Genomic DNA, 18,862 nt, shown 5'->3' with positions numbered 1-18,862 from the left:
AAATAAATGAAAGCGGAAAATTTTATCTATTTTTCTACTGTAAGCGGTTTTTTTATTGCTGTAATATTCGGAATATTGAAAAATTTTGATGTATATAATTTTTTTTGGTTTGTGATTATCACAACATCTGCTTTTTATATTCTTTCTTTGGCAAGTGTTTCTTTTTTTATCAAATATACAATGCTTTCAAAATATATTATTTTTAATAAAAACGAAATAGAAAAAATTGTTAATTCCCAGATAAAAGAACTTGAAAAAAAAGAGGATATTATTTATGAAAATTATAAATTTTTAAAAAAATTTGAAGAAGAAGAACTAAAAATTCTAAAGAAGAAACATGTGTAATCCTTACGAACAGACATTAAAAGAATACAGGGATTCTCTGGCGGTTAATTATATGCCCGCGGTAAAGGCAATGGCGGCAAGACTTAAAGAAAGACTGCCAGGCAGTATTGATTTTAATGATCTGGTTTCAATCGGGCTTGAAGAACTTGTGAAATTATCAAAAAGATATGACCCTAAAATGAATGATAATTTTTGGGGATATGCACAAAAAAGGGTTTACGGGGCAATGCTCGATTTTTTAAGAAGTCTTGATACCATAAGCAGGGCTGAGAGAAAACTTGTAAAAGAAATTGATAAAATTACGGAGAATTATATGTCCAGATTCGGAACTGCCCCAAGTGACGAATATTTGGCCGAAGTTTTAAACGAAAGTATAGAAAAAATAAAAAAAGCAAAAAAAGCGGGAGAAATATATAATGTAATGCCAATTGAAGAGCAGCTAAATTATTTTGAAAATATTTCTAAAAAAGTTGAAGAGGAAGAATTAATTGATATAATTAAGAAAGTTTTAAAAGAGTTGGGCGAAAAAGAACAGCTTGTGATTCAACTTTATTATTTTGAAGAGCTTTCATTAAGAGAAATAAGTGATATATTAAATGTATCCGAAAGCAGAATTTCCCAGATACACTCGCATGTTATAAGAAAAATAAGGAAAAAATTAAATGGCTGAATTATTATCGCAGGAAGAAATTGATGCGCTTTTAGAAGTTGTTCAGGAAGAAAACGTGGCACCTGAGGAGCTTGAAAAAGCTCCTGATATACTAGAACAGCGCCAAATTACTTTATATGATTTTAAAAGGCCAAACAGGGTCAGTAAAGAGCAGCTCCGTTCTTTAAGAGCGATACATGACAAAATGGCCAGAAATCTTGCAAGTGATATTTCCGCACTTATGAGAAGTATTGTTGAAATCCAGCTTCATTCTGTCGACCAGATGACTTATGGTGAATTTTTAATGTCACTGCCAAGTCCGACGTCGTTTAACGTTTTTTCTTTAAAACCGCTTGACGGAAAAGGTGTAATTGAAATTAACCCTTCAATTGTTTTCCCTATGATAGACAGGTTACTCGGAGGGGGCGGTTCTTCTTATGAATCTAACAGGGAATTTACTGATATAGAACTCAGTCTGCTTGATCAGATTTTAAGGGTTATTACACAAAATATGAAAGAGGCCTGGTCGCCTATAATGGAACTTTTTCCGGTAATAGAAGCAAAAGAATCAAGTCCCAATGTTGTTCAGATTGTTGCCCAGAATGAAATTGTTGTTATGATTGTTATGGAAATTGTCATCGGTCATACAAGCGGAATGATGAATATTTGTTATCCTGTTATTTCTATTGAATCCCTTCTTCCAAAACTCGCAAACAGAGATTTAATGCTAAGCGGGACAACAGGCAGAAAAAGTAGAAATACGGAACTGAGAGCTCTTATAAGAGGGGCAAAAATAGAGCTCGAGGCAATACTCGGATATGCTTATATGAGTATGAAGGAAATTATTGATTTGGAAGTCGGTGATATAATAAAGCTAAACAGGCCGGCCAATGATACAGTTGTTGTTAAAGTGGACGGCAGAGAAAAATTTATTGCAGATTTTGGGGTCAGCAGATACAGAAGAAGTATCAAAATCAAACACATTTTAAAAACCGAGCATGATGAGGTAAAAGAGATTTTGGAAAAACTTGAACAAATGAGAAAAGAAAAAATAGAAAATATAACATCAGGGGAGAAAAATGAATAATTTTATAGATATTTTGATAAATGAAATAAAATCTGTGGTGGAGGGGTTAATAGGAATAGCTCCTGATGTAATTTTGAAAGAAGAAAAACATAAAGTAGATATTGAGCCTCCTTATGCAAAAATAACTCTGCAGTCCAAAGAAGGTGAATTGGCAGTTATTATACCTCCGGAAATTGCCACAATTCTCGGAGATTTAATGCTTGCAGGTGAGGGAGAGGCGAAAAGTGAAATGAATGAAGACGATTTGGATGCTATAAAAGAAATTGTATCCAATATATTCGGATCACTTTCAACAACACTTGAAGCACAGGAAAATCTGCCTAAATTAAAATTTCAGATTAAAGATGTTACTTTTAATCAGGAAAAAGAAAAATTTGATTATGCAGATGACATCGTTTTAAATTGTTCTATAAAAGATATAAAAAAAGAGTGTCATATTCTTTTGGATGATAAAATATATGCTCTTATCAGAGGTAAAAAAACACATATTGAAGAAAAAAAAGAGACAGATAAAACCAAGCCTCTTCCAGAGGTTAAAAATTTGGAAATGCTTTTAGATGTAAAATTACAGCTTCGTGTGAGGATTGGAACAAAGGTTATGCTTTTAAAAGATGTTGTTTCTATGGATATAGGCTCAATCGTTGAACTTAACCAGCTTGCAAACGAACCGCTTGAAATTTTGATAGAGGATAAAAAAATAGGTGAAGGAGAAGTTGTAATCGTTGACGGAAACTTCGGAATTCAGATTACTTCTATAGGGACAAAAGAAGAGAGACTCAATACTCTTAAGAAATAGTGAAAATGGTGAGTAGTGAGTTGTGAAAATTGACAAAATAGTTTTGTTTTGATATTTTGCTGTTAAAAAAGGTACGCGGTGTTTAAATTCAGTGAATTTTCGGATATGTGTATAAAATGTGGAAAGTGTATTCCGGGATGTACTATTCATGGAATAAATCCTGACGAAGCCACATCTCCTAGGGGTTTTTTGGATCTCTTGAAGGGTGTGGAAGAAAGAGAAATTGAGCTTGATAAAAATGCAAAAGATATTTTTGAAAGCTGTTTTTTGTGTAACCAGTGTGTGGAAATATGTCCTAATTCTATTCCCACCGATTTTATGATAGAAAATATTAGAGCCGAAATTGCCGAAAAATTTGGAATAGCCTGGTTTAAAAGAGCATTTTTTTATCTTTTGAAAAACAGATGGGCTTATGATTTGGTAAGCAGGCTCGGTTTTTATTTTCAGACATGCGGGTTTAAGATTGAGCAGGAAAAAAACGCAATGCGCTCCCGCTTTTCCATACCTCTTTTACATAAAGGAAGATTACTCCCTTATTTTAAGAAAAAACCTTTTTTAAAAAAATATCCAGAAAGGATAAAAGCACAAAATCCTCAAAAAAAAGTTGCTATATTTATCGGATGTATGGCCAATTACAATTATACCGAGGTTGGCGATGCCCTGATAAAAGTGCTTAAATTTTTGAATGTTGATATTTTTATCCCTAAAAAGCAGCTTTGCTGCGGGGCACCGGCTTATTTTACGGGTGATTTTAAAACAGTAAAAGAACTTGTAGAATATAATATTACATATTTTGAAACTTTCATTGATGAGGTTGATGCCATTATTGTCCCGGAAGCCACCTGTACAGCAATGTTAAAAAAAGATTATGAAGAATTTATAACATACCATATGCCGGAGTGGCTGGAAAGGCATAAAAAAATAAAATCCAAAATTTTTGGAACCACCGAATGGTTTTATAAATATACCGATTTAAAAGAAAGGCTTGCAAAACTTCCAAAAGAAAAAGAAAAAATCACATATCATGATGCGTGTCATTTCGGTAAGGTGTTTAATATAAGAAAAGAACCGAGAGCTCTTATAAGTCAAAATTATCAGATAAATGAAATGGAAAATCCTGATATGTGCTGCGGATTTGGCGGTATTACAATTCAGAGTGAAAAATTTCATCTGGCAAGAAAAGAAGGGTTGAAAAAAGCCGAAATGATTAAAAAGGTAGACGCTGAAATTGTAAGTGCTGAATGCAGTGCTTGCAGAATGCAGATAACCGAGCATCTTGATAAAGTGGGGGATAATAAAAAATTTATGCATCCTATCGAACTTATTGCCAAGTCAATAGAAAACGGTGAAAATAGTGAGTAGTGAGTAGTGAAAAGAATGGAAAATGAATAATTTAATAAATTTCTGGCAGCATATCTACTCTCATATAAATCCTGTTGCCCTTAATATAGGCCCTTTTCATATTCACTGGTATGCAATTATGTATATAACAGCACTTGTTTTGGGTTATTATTTGGGGATTAAATTCGGCGAAAAAATGGGTTTTAGTAAAAAGATAATAGACGAATATTTTATATGGGCTGAAATAGGAATTATTTTGGGTGCGAGATTCGGATATGTTTTATTTTATATGCCAGGAGATAACAGTTATTATCTCCTTCATCCCTGGGAGATGTTTAATCCTTTTGAGGGCGGAAAATTTGTGGGAATTGCAGGAATGAGTTATCACGGGGCGGTAATAGGATTTGTTCTCGCCACTTTGATTTTTGTAAAAGTTAAAAAAGTTGATTTATGGAAATTGGTTGATGTTGTGGCTCTCGCCGTTCCGCTTGCATATATTTTCGGAAGACTCGGCAATTTTTTAAACGAAAGAATAGTCGGCAGGATTACCGATGTTCCCTGGGGGGTTTATATAGACGGTGCTTTAAGGCATCCTATCGGTTTATATGAGGCTTTTTTTGAAGGACTGGTTAGTTTTATAATTATTTATTGGTTTTACAAAAAATTTTACAAATGCAAAGGGGAATTGATAGCTTTGTATTTAATTACATATGGCGTTTTCAGAAGTCTGTGTGAATTTTGGCGCCAGCCGGACCCTCAGCTTGGATTTATTGTCGGCCATATAACGATGGGACAGATTTTAAGCTCTTTTTTGGTTATAATTGGTTTTATAATTTTTTATTACAGGAGAAAAAAATGCAAAAATTAGCAATTGTGGGGGGAGGTATAAGCGGGTTAAGCCTTGCATATTATCTTCAGAATGATTATGAAATAACTGTTTTTGAAAAAGATAAATGGGGCGGAAAAGCCTATACGCAAAAAGTTGGGAATTATCTTTTTGAAGAAGGTGTAAACGGGTTTTTAAATAATTCTCCCAAAACGCTTGAATTATGTGAAAAAATAGGCATAAAACCTATAAAAGCCGATGAAAATGCAAAAATCAGATATATTTATGATGATAAACTGATTAAACTTCCTTCAAAACCTATTGAATTTTTAACAAGTGATATAATGAGCCTGAAAGGGAAAATCAGGATTTTGAAAGAATTTTTTATAAAACCCGTATGTGACAGGGAAGAGAGTGTAAAAGAATTTGCAATCAGAAGACTCGGCAAAGAATTTTATAGAAAAATGATGATACCTATGCTGGCCGGCATATACGCCTCTACTCCTGAAATGACTTCTATGAATGCCGCTTTTCCCAAACTGAAAAAAGTTGAATGTGAATACGGTTCTCTTTTTAAAGGTATGATTAAATTAAAAAGGGGAGGGGAACCTACGGGGGAACTTCATTCATTTGAATACGGAATGAGTGAATTTATTAATAAACTAAAAGAAAAAACAAAAGCAAATTTTGTAATTAAAGAAATAAAAGATGTAGATGAACTGAAAGATTTTGATAAAATTGTAATAGCTACGGAGGCTTATTCGGCATCAGAAATTTTAAAAAAATATGAAAAACTTTCAGATTTGTTAAAAAAAATCCCTTATAACCCTGTTGCTATTGTCGGACTTGATTTTGAGAGTGTTACACCTAAATCTTTCGGTATTTTAACTATAAAAAATAAAACACTCGGTATATTGATGGACAAATATATTTTTCCAAACAGAAACGGAATCAGGGCAATGCTGGGCGGAGCCAGGTATTCTGAAATTAAAGATTTAAATAAAGAAGAAATAATTAAAACAGCGCTTGATGATATATATGAAATTATCAAAAATGCTAATCCGAAAATAACGTGGTTAAAGCTTCATAAAAACGCAATTCCAAATTATTCCCTTGGTCATCAGAAATTAGTTAAAGATATATTCACCGAAGCAGAAAAATTTAATATTTATTTAACAGGCAATGCTTATAATGGCATCAGTTTTAACGACTGTATTAAAAATTCCTATGAACTTGCTGAAAGGTTAAAGAAATGAAAAAATTGTTTTTGATTTTTTTATTTTTGACTTCTATTTTTGCAGATGGAATTCATTGGGTAAAAAATTATAAGAATGCATTTGAGTTGGCTAAAAAGGAGCATAAACTTCTAATGGTCGATATTTCCGTTCATCATTGTCCTCCATGCTGGTATATGGCAAATATTGTATATAAATACAAACCTGTAATTGATTATATAAACAAAAATTTTATACCTATATTTATTTATGCCGATACAGACAGGGTTCCCATTGAGTTTTCAATTTATTTTACGGGTGCGGCTCCCAATGTATTGTTGATTACACCGGATGATAAGCTTTATTACAGAATTTTCGGTTCAAGACCGGCTAAAGTTTTTCTTGAAGTTTTAAAACAGTATAACGAAAAATATCAAAAAGGCAAATAATGGAAAATATGGTTTATTCTCTGTTTGATTATTTTGACAAGATGCCATTTATCGTAAGTTTTATTGCAGGTGTTCTTTCATTTTTTTCTCCCTGTGTATTGCCTCTTGTGCCGATTTATTTTTTTTATATAACAGGAATAAGTGCAAAAGAAATTGAACAGAGGAATTTAAATAAAAAAGAAAGACTTAAAATTTTAATTAATTCCTTTTTGTTTATTTTGGGTTTTGCTTTGGTGTTTGTTTTAATAGGTGCAGCGGCGGCAAATTTAATAGGCAATATATTTGCGAATAAATGGTTAAATGTAATTGCAGGAATTGTAATAATTATTTTCGGGTTTAATATAGGAGGATTTATTAAATTTAAAATTTTTCAGTATGAAAAAAGATTAAATCTGCAAAATGCAGGAAGTTTTTTACTTGGGGTTTCCTTTGCATTTGGATGGACACCATGTATTGGCCCAATATTTGGCACAATTGTTGGAATGGCGGCAACCGACCCGGCAAAAAGTGTTTCTATGATGATTGTTTATTCTCTCGGGCTTGCTCTTCCGTTTTTACTTATGGCTATTTTTACCGTTTGGAGTATCAGATTTATACAAAAAGCAAAAAATTATATGGGTTTAATTGAAAAAGCAAGCGGAATTTTGTTAATATTAGTAGGTATTTATTTTATTTATAAAGGAATTAGATAAGTTAAATAAGGAGAAACAATGGATGCTGTAAAAGAATATTGGAGTGATAAAACTTTTTTACTCGGGATGTTTTTATGTATAATAGGAACCCTTTTGGGAGCTGTAGGAGTAGTGGCGCCTGCGGTTTTGATAGAACTAACGGGTATTATTTTGATGATTGTGGTAATATATAAAATTGATAGAAAAAATGAAATTACCTACTAATTAAAAAATATTAAGATATATTTTAAAAATTTATCCAAAAGTAACATTAATTTAATAATTATTAAATATAATTTCAACCTATTATTAAAAATAAAGGGTTAATATGAAAAAATTATTCGCATTTATAGGATTAGCCGGATTTTTATTTGCAGGTGATAACTGTGCAATGTGTCATAACGGCGGTATGGCTAAAAAACTTGATACTTTAACACCGGCTCAAATCGAAGCAAAAATGAAAGAATTTAAAGCCGGAAAAGGTAATCCTATGATGGTTAATGTTGCAAAAGGTTTAAAAGAAGCCGATATTAAAAGAGTTGCTAAAGAATTTGGTAAAAAATAAAATAGAAATTCCAAAACAAATATTTTATTTGTTTTGGAAAATTAATATAAAATAATTTAATAAATAAAACTTTATATTTTTATGGTTGGCAATAATAAGTGCCAGGCACTTTAAATTGTATTATTGAAAACAATGCCCAAAAAGGGCAGAAAAATTATTCGTGAGTAACAACTGGCATTGGAGGTTCGTTTTCAAGAACTTTTTTAGCGCTTCCGTATTTTTTAAGCATTCTCATTCTGTAGTTGTAAATATCTTGCATTTCTCTGATATCTTGCATTACTTGGAAAACACCATGCCAATGAGCATAATCTGGGCTTCCCATTGCCGCACCTTGTCTCATTCTTCTACCTTCATGGTGCCATAGATAATAATATAATTTAAAGAATGGATCGCTCCATACATCAGATTTGATAAGTCCTTTAGCTTTAAGTTCTTTTAACATTTTATTTGCTGCATTGAAATAATTATTGTAATTTTTAACTTGGGCATCTACTCTTTGGAAGTAGTTATTTATAAATGTGGCTTCGTGGCAGGTTGCACATACTTGTTTCATTTGAGCTCTTGCTGCTTCTGGTCCTTCAGGGTTACCGGCTTTTGGATTACCTCTTAATATTGTTTTTCCAGGTATAATTTTTCCTCCACCGTTCCAGAATGCCCATCCTGCGCTTTCTGTACCACCAGTTCTTAAGAAACTTTTTGGTGCCCATAGGTTCCATTTAAGTCTTAATGATACATTGTGAGTTGCTTTAAGCCCGTTGATTGAACTCATATGACATGTAAAACATGTTGGTGCTCTTAAAGTTTTGCCAGGAATTTGTTCTCCTGTTTTAAAATTATAAAATTGATGATTTGTTTCAAAAATATGGCCATGAACACTTGAATCAAATATTTCTTTATCCGGATGGTCAGGTCCTAAGTGACAGTTTTCGCAAGCTGCCGGTTGTCTCGCTTCTGCTGCTGAGAATGTATGTCTGCTGTGGCATGCTACACAGTTTCCAACACCTCCGTCAGGATAAAGTGAAGCCATACCATCATTTGGCCAAGTTGCTGGATCAGGTCTTCCTTCTTTATCTAATTTAATAGTTGTTCCGTGGCATTGAATACATATGTTTGCAACGCCTAAATCAGCCTGTCTTGGATTATTTTGATTTGAAGTAAATACAGAATTGTCTTTTCTGATTCCCGCAGCCATTTTTGCTGCACTGTAACCGTTTAATGAAGGATGTTTTCCTTTCATATATTCATAGTTGTATGCAAGTTTATTCATCAAAAATCCGTGTTTGCTCATATTGGCTGCTAACCATTGAGCTGCCGCTCTCGCATGTCCTGAATTTAAAAATTCTTTAACTTCTTTGGCGTGACATTTTGCACATGTCACAGAAGATACCGCAATTTGAACTGTCCAGTTTTTTCCTTGGAATGGGTGAGCTTTAAATGCTGTTGGATAATTTTTTGGTACAACGTGGCATTGCACACATCCGACACCCATTTTCGCGTGTTTTGAATGTTGCCAGTCGGCTACGATTCCAGGATCTTGAGCTTTATGACACATTAAACACTGTTGATTTGTCACTGCAGGATTTGGTTTGAAATTTTTAAGTTTTACATAATTTGGATTAGAATCCAAACTGTTTGCAGCAAATGCTACTGTTGTTAGCGCTGCAATGCTAACTCCGGCTGAAAGTGCCTTTTTCATTTTGTCTCCTTTGAGTTTATTTTTACTCTTCAGTATTGTATTATAAAAAAGTGTCCAAAAAGTGCCAAAATTAACTTTTTATTAAATTAATATTTATTTTTCAAACTTCCTTTATAATTTATTTCTTCGGCTTTTTTTTCTGTATTAAGCTCTTTTACAGTTTGATTAATGTCAATATTTTTTCTTAATTTGTCCAACTCTTCTTCATTATAACTCATATGCATATTAGCACTTATTATAAAAGGCATATTTTCTATACTTGTTACTTTAGATATTTCTTCTTCCACGCTTTCGCCTTCAACAGTTACTATTATTATTCCTTTTTCTTTTTCACCGAAATGCACATCACATAAATCACTTTCCATCAAATTCATATAAACCGCATCATAATGTTCAGGTTTTGTTTTGACTATTATGCTTGATATATTCATTTATTCTCCTTTAATTTCCAAATTATAACTTCTGCGGGTGAGAAACTTATAATTTCATTATTGTTTATATATTTTAATCCGTTTAAAGCCATTGTGTGTCCTTTTAATATTTTTATAAGTTTATTGTTCATATCAAACAGTGCAATATCGTTATTTTCATCATATTGAATGGCATAATATTTTAAATTTGGAGAAATTCCTGCAGCATACGGTAAAAATTTTACTTTATTTTCAATAGGAAAATTATCATATTTTAAATTATAAATACTTACCCTTCTGTCTTCACTTGCGTTTAATATTAAATATTTTTGAAAATCAACACTTAATGTTTTTGCTTTGTTAAATCCCCCTATAGTTTTAATTATCCTCGCATTTTTCACATCAATAATTGTTACAATACCGCTTTCATCTCCAAATGCAGCCAAAGATTTATTATTGTTTAATTTAAAAGTTGAAAATACATAATTTCCTATCTGTTTATGATAAGTTTCTTTTTTGGTATTTAAATTAAATAAAATTGCTTCATCTGCCAGTGTTGCAATCAATATTTTATTATTTGTTATGTATTTTGCTTCTATTAAATTCTCTTTTGTAGAAAATATTTTTGTTAATTTTTTGTTTTTAAAATTATATAAATAAATAATTTTTATGCCTTTTTCCCCTTGCGCCAAAATCAGTAAATTCTTATTATCCGGAGAAATATCGAGTGAATATATCGGCATAGGGATAAGTTCACCCATGAAATCATGAATTTTAGGCAGCGTAATTTTATCTATATCCTTTAATGTTTTAAAATTTTTAACAATTATTTCACCGTTTTCAAGTCCTGATATTAAATAGTTTTGATTAAATGTAAGTTTTGAAATATAGCTTGGATAAACAATTTTTTCATATCCAAACAGATTTATAATCATAAACAATAAAATTATTAATTTTTTCATTTTTATCCTTTATTTAATAATGATTTCTATTGAATCGTTTGGACAGACACCTATGCAAAAACCGCATCCGTTGCATTTTTTCAAATCTATTACGGGATTAAACATTTCTTTATAAATTATGGCATTTTTTTCACAAATATCTTGACAGGAATAACATATTATATTGTTCCAGGCAAGACATTTTTTATAATTTATTAAAAACTGTGCGTTTATTTTATCCTTTTTATACTCTAATTTTAAAACTTTTCCGCATGCTCTCGCACATTCATCGCAAAAGGTACATCCGTTAAATGCAAAATTTAAAACAGGAATGTCGTTATTTAATTCTATAATTTTTTCAGGACAGGAGTTAACGCATGCTTTTTCATCACATTCTATACAGGTTAAAAAATCTTCTTTTTTTTCATAATAAGGGGGATAAATAAAAGATTTAGGAGAAGAAATTCTCCTGAAAAAATTTCTTTTCGATCTATTTATCATTTTATTCCTGCACTTGGTTTTAAACTTTCAAATTTGTTTTCAACGACAGGATTTACTTTTGCCTGAGGAACGTGACATTGCGTACAGTTATATCTGCTTCCTGCGACTTTTTGAACATGTTTGTCACCATCAAAATTATCAACAAAATGATCTTTTGGCATAGGGATAATTCCCATGGCTTTTGCAGGTGCTGGCATATGACAGTTTAAACACATATTTCTTTTGATAGTAATTGGCACCATTCCGCTAACGCTGTGAGGTATCATAGGAGGTGCTGTTATAAAAGATTTTTTATAAAGTTTTACCTGTCCTGGAACCGGTGCCTGATTATTGTATTTTACAACAGGTAAATTTTCACTTCCTGAATTTAATGATGTTTTTCTTATACCTGTAATTTTTACTGTTTTTTCAGATGCTGTGTTTTTTTGTGTATTTGCATTTTGACATCCTGTAAATACAGCCACAGCAACTAAAGAACTAATTATGAGTTTTTTCATTTTTTTCTCCTTTTATGTAATTTCTAATAGAAAATTTTAGTGCATTATCTTTGCACACTTCAATGCATCTTCCGCAGTTTGAACACTCAATTCCTGAAATGAAATCGCTTTTTTTACCAATTACAGGTGCAAGAACCTGAGGTTCAGGACATATCGTTAAACAGTTTCCGCAATTGGTACAGTTATCTTTATTGTGTTTAACCCTGATTAAGCTTTTAACACCTATTATGGAATAAGTAGCTCCTAAGGGGCATACATGTCCGCACCAACCGTTTTTTAAAACAAAAGCATCAAATAAAAATATGGCTATCAGCCATACCCATCCAAATCCAAGAGAAAATGCAACACCTCTTGTAAAAATACCGATAGGAGAGATAAATTCAAATGCCGCTGCACCGCTTAGCATAGATACGATTAATAAAATTCCGGCAAACCAGTATCTGAAATTTTTAATTTTCATAGCACTGATTAGATTATCTTTTTCGTGATGTGTTTTTCTTCTAAGCCATGCGGCCAAATCTGTTATCATATTTACCGGGCATACCCAGCTGCAAAATGCTCTTCCTCCAATAAGTCCGTAAAAAAGAGTAATAATAATAACTCCAACAATCATATTTGTACTTATCATAGCACCTGCAAAAAGCATTTGTAAAAATGCATAAGGGTCAGTTAAAGGAATTTTGCCAAAAATTTTAGATAAACTTAAATTTCCAACAAGTATTTTCCATCCGTATGTATTAGCGCCAAAATATAAAAATAAAATTGTAAGCTGGGATATACGTCGTAAAATTAGATATTTATTTTTAATTATTGATTCCATTTTATACCTTGATTTAAGTTATTTAATGGATTTTTTTCACTCCAAGGTGTTTTTGTCGTTGTTTTTGTTGATGCGTTTTTAACTCTTTGTTGGTCTTTTTTGCTCCATCCTTTGACGTATCTGTCTCCCGCTTTCCCAAGAAAAACTTCTCTTGGGAATATTTTAATGGCTGCTTTTTCAGTAACACATGCTCTTTCGCACATTCCGCAACCTGTGCAATATTCTTCGTGAACAACAGGAATTCTGTATGCATGTTCACCTGTTCTTTTATTTTGTTTCCATTCAATTGTAATAGCTTTATCCATTTCCGGACATGCCCTGTAACATGCGGTACATTGAAGTCCCCAGAATGCAATACAACTGCTAGAATCTATTACTGCAACTCCCATTTTTGCATAATCTATTGCTACTTCACCTTTATCGTTTTTACATTTTTCCGGTGTTAATGCACCTGTTGGGCATGCATGCATGCAAGGAATATCATCACACATAAAACACGGACCCGTCCTTGCTATAAAAAAAGGTGTACCGATTGGAGCATTGTCTCCGGGGCTTGCCAATTTTAAGGTATCAATTTCCTCTCCATTTACTATCATTTTATTTTCTCTGTTTTTACATGCTTCAACGCATTGGCCGCATCTTATGCATGTTTTTATAAAATCTCTCTCTTCCAATGCCCCAGGCGGCCTCAGGGTTAAAGGTTTTGCTTTGTCTTCTTCAACAAATGCTCCAACAACAACTCCAGCGACAGCAGACGCAGCTGCTGCCTGAGCCATTTGAGTTAAAAAGTGCCTTCTATCCAATTTTTGCCTTTATGCTTTATATATTTTAACTGCTGCTTTTTTATAGTCAGTCTCTTTACTCATAGGACAAGTTGCATCTAAACAAACTTTATTGATTAATATTTTTTCATCAAACCAAGGAAGCATCACAAGGCCTCTTGGAGGTTTGTTTCTACCTCTTGTTTCAATTCTTGCTTTTACTTTTCCACGTCTGCTTTCAATTACAACCAAATCAAATCTTTGTAAACCTAGAGCTTTGGCATCTTTTGGATTCATATAACAGAGTGCTTCTGGCATTGCTCTATATAATTCAGGAACCCTCATAGTCATAGTCCCAGTGTGCCATTGTTCTAGAACTCTTCCAGTACATAACCAGAATTTATAACCTTCAGTATCATATTTAGGATCTTCCGGGTGAACCATAAACGGTCTGAAGAAAATTTTTGCTTTATTCGGTAAATGAACTTTACCCATAGAAGCAATAGGGTGTTGTAAGTTACCTCTTTTAATTGTTTTTAATAGTGGTCCGTAAAATGCAAATTTTTCACCAGGTTTTGCAAATTTTCTTGCATATGGGTCATATTCAGTGTTAAATCTCCATTTTGTCTCTTTTCCGTTAACAACCGGCCATCTTAGACCTCTTACTTTTTGATATGTGTCAAAATCAGCTAAGTCGTGACCTCTTCCCATACCGAATAATCTATATTCTTCCCACATTGCTTTTTGAATAAAGAAACCGTATCCATTAAACGGTTTACCGTCAGTTCCGATAATTTCTCTACCGTCATTTGCTGCTTCAGTGTTTGGATGAAGTTTTCCTGTTTGAGGATTTTTAGCAATTGGGTCTGGCCATGGGAAGTTTTTGCGGTATTCTTCTCTGTTGAACAATACATCAAATAATGTATCATCTGGAGAATATCCCATTCTTTTAGCTTCTTCTAATATGTCTGGTAAAACAGTTCCATCTGGAAGTTTCCATTTGTGCCATACTTCTTTTAATTTAAATCTTTTTGCAAATTCTGTCATTTGCCATAAATCTGGCATTGCTATTCCCGGAGCTACAACCTGTTGTCTCCAGTGTTGTGTTCTTCTTTCTGCATTACCGTAAGCCCCCCATTTTTCATAAATCATAGCACTAGGCAATACTAAATCTGCCACTCTTGCAGATACTCCAGGATAACTGTCTGATACGATAATAAAGTTATCCATAGTTCTTGCCGCTTTTATCCAATGGTTTGCGTTTGCAGTATCTTGCCAAGGATTACATACCATAGTCCATGACCATTTAAGGTTACCAGATTCAAGTTCTCTCATCATTTTTACGAAATGGAAACCTACTTTTGGATTAATTGTCCCTTCTGGAATTTTCCATAATTTTTCAGTTATTTTTCTGTGTTTTGGATTTGCTACAAGTAAGTCTGCTGGGAGTCTGTGGGCAAATGTTCCAACTTCTCTAGCTGTACCACATGCACTTGGCTGACCGGTTAGAGAAAATGCTCCGCTTCCTGGAATTGATTGTTTTCCAAGAAGTAAATGAACCATATACACAATTTCGTTAATCCAGCTACCTCTTACATGTTGATTGAATCCCATTGTCCAGAAAGATACTACTTTTCTGTTTGGGTCAATATATAAATCAGCTAATTTTTTTAGTTTTGCTTTAAAACTTTCAATGCTTTCGTCAGGGTCTCCTTTTGCAACACTTGCCACATAATCAAGTGTATAAGGTTCAACCGCTTTTTTAAATTCATCAAAAGTTATTTCCCAATGGAAAAACGGTGCATGTCCTTTTCTGTGTTTCATTTCCATTATATCACCGGCTTTCCATTTACCTATTGCGCTAAGTGCCACTGCTTCTTCATCAGTTACCACTTTTGCAGCCTGTTTTTTAATTGTTTGCATTTCTTTGTTTGAATAGTCTAATTTTTGAGCAACACTTGGTTCTCTCATACCATAACCGGTATCAACCGTTCCTGTTGCAAAGATTGTGTATTTTTTTACAAAATCCCAATTTACTGCATTTCTATGGAGAATTTCTCTACCTATATAGTTCATAATTGCTAAATCTGTATTAGGTCTAAAAATTATTTCCATATCTGCAAGATTTGAACATCTGTTTCTGTAAGTAGAAAGATTAACTACTTTATATTTATCAGGATTGTTTAATTTCGCATCACTAACTCTACTCCAAAGAATCGGATGCATTTCGGCCATATTTGCACCCCAGGTTATTACTGTGTCGGTAAGTTCTATATCATCATAACATCCTGCCGGTTCGTCAATACCGAATGTTTGATAAAATCCGACAACGGCACTTGCCATACAGTGTCTTGCATTAGGATCAAGATTATTACTTCTCCATCCACCTTTTACCAATTTACTTGATACATATCCTTCTTCAATTGTATATTGACCGGAACCGAAAATTCCTACACTTGTTGGTCCGTATTTATTGTAATATTTTTTGAATTGTTTTTCCATTTCATCAAATGCCCTTTTCCAGCTGACCGGTCTAAACGGGGCATTTTTGCTGAAATTTCCATTTTCATCAAGCCTTAGTAGCGGCTGAGTTAGTCTGTCTGCACCATACATAATTTTTGCATTAAAATAACCTTTAATACAGTTAATACCCCTGTTTACTGGAGCTTCAGGGTCACCTTTTACAGCAACGATTTTTCCTCCTTTTGTAGCAACCATAATACCGCATCCGGTTCCACAGAAACGGCATACGGCTTTATCCCATTGCCATCCTTCTTCACTTGTTTCGGCCTGTGCTTTTAATTCTTCCGGAACAGTAATTCCAGCTGCACTAGCCGCTGCCACTGCGGCAGTTGTTTTTAAAAAATCTCTTCTTGTCATTGACATAAGCACTCCTTTTTCGCTTTTTAACACTAAAATGATACAACTTATTGATAAAAATGTTTTATATTTTTATAATAAATTTAATTTTAAGGCACTTTATAGGCACATTTACGGCACTTTATAGGCACTTTTTATGATAAAATTAAATAAATTTTTAAAGAAGGAAAAAAATGAAAATATTATTGGTTGAAGATGATGAATTTATAGGTGAGAGTATAAAAGAATATTTTGAAATGAATGGTAGTAAGGTCGATTATTATTCAACTCCCAAAGGGGCACTTGAAAAGATTTATCCCGAGCATTATGATATATATTTATTGGATATAAATATGCCCAAAATGAACGGATATGAATTTTATAAGGAATTAAAAAATTATTCTTCTTCAACACCGGTGATTTTTATAACCGCTTATTCAGATGTAGAACATATTGAAAAAGCCTTTAATATCGGTGCTGCCGATTATATAAAAAAACCTTTTGATTTAAAAGAGCTTGAAGTGAGAATCAAAAGGCTTGTTTTCAAAAAAACGGACAGGATAAAAATTACAGCAAATTATTCATTTGATATAAAAAAATTAAAACTTTTTTATAATGGTAAAGAAGTGGAACTTACCCCCAATGAAAAATATTTCTTAGAAATTTTGGTTAAAAATATTAATAATGTTGTAGATTCCGAAACAATTAAAGATTATGTCTGGGAAGAAAAAGTTATTTGTGAGAATACTTTAAGAACACAGGTTAAAAAATTAAGGAGCAAATTAAAAGAAAATTTTATTAAAAATGTAAGAGGATGCGGATATAAAATTGAAAAAAAACAGTGAATTTAAGTTTGATTTAACAATAGCCTTTGCTTTATTTGCCTTTTTGATAATTATTGTTGTTATATATATAAGTATATATTTTTTTACAAACATAGAAAATGAAAATTTTCAGCAGAATGTTATTTTATATGTCAAAAATTTGGTAAAAGACTATAAAATAAAAAAACAAAAAGCTGTAAATAAGGCTGTTGCAATATCAAAAAGTCCATTAATTTCAAGTGAATTTAATATTAATGAAAATCTGCTTTTTGGGATTTTTAAACTTATCCTTTCAAGTGATGACAATATATATAAAATTTCTCTTATACAAAACAATAAAAATATTTATTGTAAAAAAAATAATTCTATAGTGTGTTCAATAAATCAATCACAAAAACCGAAATTAAAAACTTTGATTTTAAAAGAAAATATAAAAAATCATAATGTTGTTTTTAATATTTCGGTGCCTCTTAAAAATAAAGTTTTAAATATTGTTTATAAATATAAAAATATTTTTGAAAAATATAACGATATGTTTAACATTATAGTTATAGATAAAAAAGGAAAAATCTATTACAGCGATTTTACAAATGCCAAATATATATATGACATATACGGATACCCTGTTGTAGATTTAATGAAAAAATCCCAGGGGTTTATAAGTAATGATATTTATGTGCTGAATTTTAATGACAAATATAACGTTATTTTTTTACAGAACAAGAAATTAATTCGTGAAACAAGTGAAATCTCCAAAAAACTGGCAATTGTTATGATGATTTTATCTGTTTTTGTCGCAGTTCCTCTCGGAATATTCTTTTCAAGACCTTTATACAATTATTATAACGAACTTGATAAAAAAATAAATAAAGAAGTGGCAAAAGTAAAAGAGAATGAGCAGCTTTTAATGCAACAGTCCAAACTTGCGGCTTTGGGAGAGATGCTTGGAAATATTGCGCATCAGTGGAGGCACCCTTTAACACATCTTTCGCTGCTTATTCAAAATATTGAAATAGCATATAAAAAAAATAAAATAGATGAAAAATATATCCAAAATTTTAAAAATAAGGCAATTAAACAGATAGAATACATGTCTAAAACGATAGACGATTTCAGGAACTTTTTTAAAGAAGATAAAGAAAGAAAAGAATTTAATGTTAATGAATCTGTTAAAGAAGTTCTGTTTTTGTTGGAAGGAAGACTTAAAAATTACAATATCGATGTGGAATTAATTGAAAAAAAAGAAAAAAACATTATAGGATTTAAAAATGAATTTTTACAGGTAATTATGAATATTTTAAATAATGCAATAGACGTTTTGAATGAAAGGAATATAAAAAATAAAAAGATTTGGATTAAAATAGATGATAATTTAGAAATAGAGGATAATGCGGGGGGTATAAGAAAAGATATAATGGATAAAATTTTTGAACCTTATTTTACAACCAAATTTCAGTCCCAGGGAACGGGTATAGGGCTTTATATGAGTAAAATTATTATTACAAAACATTTTAACGGTAATTTGAATGCTTATAATTCAAATAACGGAGCGGTTTTTGTTATAAAAATTTAAAAAGCACTTTTTAAGCACGAAATTTATATATAATATC

21 protein-coding genes are annotated in these 18,862 nt (G+C 32.0%); 13 read left to right on the top strand and 8 right to left on the bottom strand.

Annotated features, from left to right (window positions below):
* Positions 1-6: 6 nt before the first annotated feature.
* From DZ68_RS0102020 to DZ68_RS0101970, 11 genes are all read left to right on the top strand, one after another.
* Entirely contained in the window at positions 7-345 is a 339-nt protein-coding gene (locus DZ68_RS0102020) for a hypothetical protein (protein WP_024789251.1), read from the top strand.
* Positions 338-1,015 (top strand): RNA polymerase sigma factor FliA, encoded by a 678-nt coding sequence (locus DZ68_RS0102015; RefSeq protein WP_024790626.1) that lies wholly within the window; start codon positions 338-340, stop codon positions 1,013-1,015. The genes DZ68_RS0102020 and DZ68_RS0102015 overlap by 8 nt, the downstream gene beginning before the upstream one ends.
* The gene (gene fliM, locus DZ68_RS0102010; protein WP_024790625.1) at positions 1,008-2,081 is read left to right on the top strand and encodes a flagellar motor switch protein FliM; all 1,074 of its coding nucleotides are present in this window, start codon (positions 1,008-1,010) and stop codon (positions 2,079-2,081) included. The genes DZ68_RS0102015 and fliM overlap by 8 nt, the downstream gene beginning before the upstream one ends.
* Positions 2,074-2,877, top strand: coding sequence for a flagellar motor switch protein FliY (gene fliY / locus DZ68_RS0102005; RefSeq protein ID WP_024790624.1), 804 nt, complete (start codon positions 2,074-2,076; stop codon positions 2,875-2,877). The genes fliM and fliY overlap by 8 nt, the downstream gene beginning before the upstream one ends.
* Positions 2,878-2,955: 78 nt before the next feature.
* Positions 2,956-4,239 carry a (Fe-S)-binding protein gene (locus DZ68_RS0102000; RefSeq protein ID WP_024790623.1) on the top strand — a complete coding sequence of 428 codons (1,284 nt, stop codon included), beginning with the start codon at positions 2,956-2,958 and terminating at the stop codon, positions 4,237-4,239.
* Between the two features lie 22 nt (positions 4,240-4,261).
* Positions 4,262-5,086, top strand: coding sequence for a prolipoprotein diacylglyceryl transferase (gene lgt, locus DZ68_RS0101995; protein WP_201767784.1), 825 nt, complete (start codon positions 4,262-4,264; stop codon positions 5,084-5,086).
* Positions 5,074-6,300: a protoporphyrinogen oxidase gene (hemG, locus tag DZ68_RS0101990; RefSeq protein ID WP_024790621.1), complete on the top strand. Its 1,227-nt coding sequence runs from the start codon at positions 5,074-5,076 to the stop codon at positions 6,298-6,300. The genes lgt and hemG overlap by 13 nt, the downstream gene beginning before the upstream one ends.
* Positions 6,297-6,707 (top strand): DUF255 domain-containing protein, encoded by a 411-nt coding sequence (locus DZ68_RS0101985; RefSeq protein ID WP_024790620.1) that lies wholly within the window; start codon positions 6,297-6,299, stop codon positions 6,705-6,707. The genes hemG and DZ68_RS0101985 overlap by 4 nt, the downstream gene beginning before the upstream one ends.
* Positions 6,707-7,399 (top strand): cytochrome c biogenesis CcdA family protein, encoded by a 693-nt coding sequence (locus DZ68_RS0101980; protein ID WP_035908026.1) that lies wholly within the window; start codon positions 6,707-6,709, stop codon positions 7,397-7,399. Before DZ68_RS0101985 ends, DZ68_RS0101980 begins: the two co-directional genes overlap by 1 nt.
* A gap of 18 nt (positions 7,400-7,417) precedes the next feature.
* Positions 7,418-7,603, top strand: coding sequence for a hypothetical protein (locus DZ68_RS0101975; RefSeq protein WP_024790618.1), 186 nt, complete (start codon positions 7,418-7,420; stop codon positions 7,601-7,603).
* 103 nt (positions 7,604-7,706) lie between these two features.
* Positions 7,707-7,943 carry a cytochrome c553 gene (locus tag DZ68_RS0101970; protein WP_024790617.1) on the top strand — a complete coding sequence of 79 codons (237 nt, stop codon included), beginning with the start codon at positions 7,707-7,709 and terminating at the stop codon, positions 7,941-7,943.
* A 154-nt stretch (positions 7,944-8,097) separates the two neighbouring features.
* On the opposite strand, the gene DZ68_RS0101965 is transcribed toward DZ68_RS0101970, so the two are convergent.
* From DZ68_RS0101965 to napA, 8 genes are all read right to left on the bottom strand, one after another.
* Entirely contained in the window at positions 8,098-9,639 is a 1,542-nt protein-coding gene (locus DZ68_RS0101965; RefSeq protein ID WP_024790616.1) for a multiheme c-type cytochrome, read from the bottom strand.
* Between the two features lie 86 nt (positions 9,640-9,725).
* On the bottom strand, positions 9,726-10,070 hold the full coding sequence (locus DZ68_RS0101960) for a chaperone NapD (RefSeq protein ID WP_024790615.1): 345 nt from the start codon (positions 10,068-10,070) through the stop codon (positions 9,726-9,728).
* Positions 10,067-11,011, bottom strand: coding sequence for a nitrate reductase (locus tag DZ68_RS0101955; protein ID WP_024790614.1), 945 nt, complete (start codon positions 11,009-11,011; stop codon positions 10,067-10,069). Before DZ68_RS0101955 ends, DZ68_RS0101960 begins: the two co-directional genes overlap by 4 nt.
* 9 nt (positions 11,012-11,020) lie before the next feature.
* Positions 11,021-11,491: a 4Fe-4S binding protein gene (locus tag DZ68_RS0101950; RefSeq protein ID WP_024790613.1), complete on the bottom strand. Its 471-nt coding sequence runs from the start codon at positions 11,489-11,491 to the stop codon at positions 11,021-11,023.
* A complete protein-coding gene (locus DZ68_RS0101945) occupies positions 11,488-11,988 on the bottom strand; it encodes a nitrate reductase cytochrome c-type subunit (protein WP_024790612.1) in 501 nt (166 codons plus the stop codon). Before DZ68_RS0101945 ends, DZ68_RS0101950 begins: the two co-directional genes overlap by 4 nt.
* Entirely contained in the window at positions 11,969-12,808 is an 840-nt protein-coding gene (napH, locus tag DZ68_RS0101940; protein ID WP_024790611.1) for a quinol dehydrogenase ferredoxin subunit NapH, read from the bottom strand. Before napH ends, DZ68_RS0101945 begins: the two co-directional genes overlap by 20 nt.
* Positions 12,796-13,611 (bottom strand): ferredoxin-type protein NapG, encoded by an 816-nt coding sequence (gene napG, locus DZ68_RS0101935; RefSeq protein WP_024790610.1) that lies wholly within the window; start codon positions 13,609-13,611, stop codon positions 12,796-12,798. Before napG ends, napH begins: the two co-directional genes overlap by 13 nt.
* A 9-nt stretch (positions 13,612-13,620) precedes the next feature.
* The gene (napA, locus tag DZ68_RS0101930; RefSeq protein WP_024790609.1) at positions 13,621-16,455 is read right to left on the bottom strand and encodes a nitrate reductase catalytic subunit NapA; all 2,835 of its coding nucleotides are present in this window, start codon (positions 16,453-16,455) and stop codon (positions 13,621-13,623) included.
* 167 nt (positions 16,456-16,622) lie between these two features.
* Here napA and DZ68_RS0101925 point away from each other — a divergent pair, with 167 nt between their 5' ends.
* The gene (locus tag DZ68_RS0101925) at positions 16,623-17,273 is read left to right on the top strand and encodes a response regulator transcription factor (protein ID WP_024790608.1); all 651 of its coding nucleotides are present in this window, start codon (positions 16,623-16,625) and stop codon (positions 17,271-17,273) included.
* A complete protein-coding gene (locus DZ68_RS0101920; protein WP_024790607.1) occupies positions 17,257-18,825 on the top strand; it encodes a sensor histidine kinase in 1,569 nt (522 codons plus the stop codon). The genes DZ68_RS0101925 and DZ68_RS0101920 overlap by 17 nt, the downstream gene beginning before the upstream one ends.
* Positions 18,826-18,862: the final 37 nt, after the last annotated feature.

The sequence above is a fragment of the Lebetimonas sp. JS085 genome, from assembly GCF_000523295.1.
Classification (GTDB): domain Bacteria; phylum Campylobacterota; class Campylobacteria; order Campylobacterales; family Nautiliaceae; genus Lebetimonas.
The sequence above is the reverse complement of the archived record's forward strand: the minus strand, read 5'-3'. Positions and strand labels throughout refer to the sequence as shown.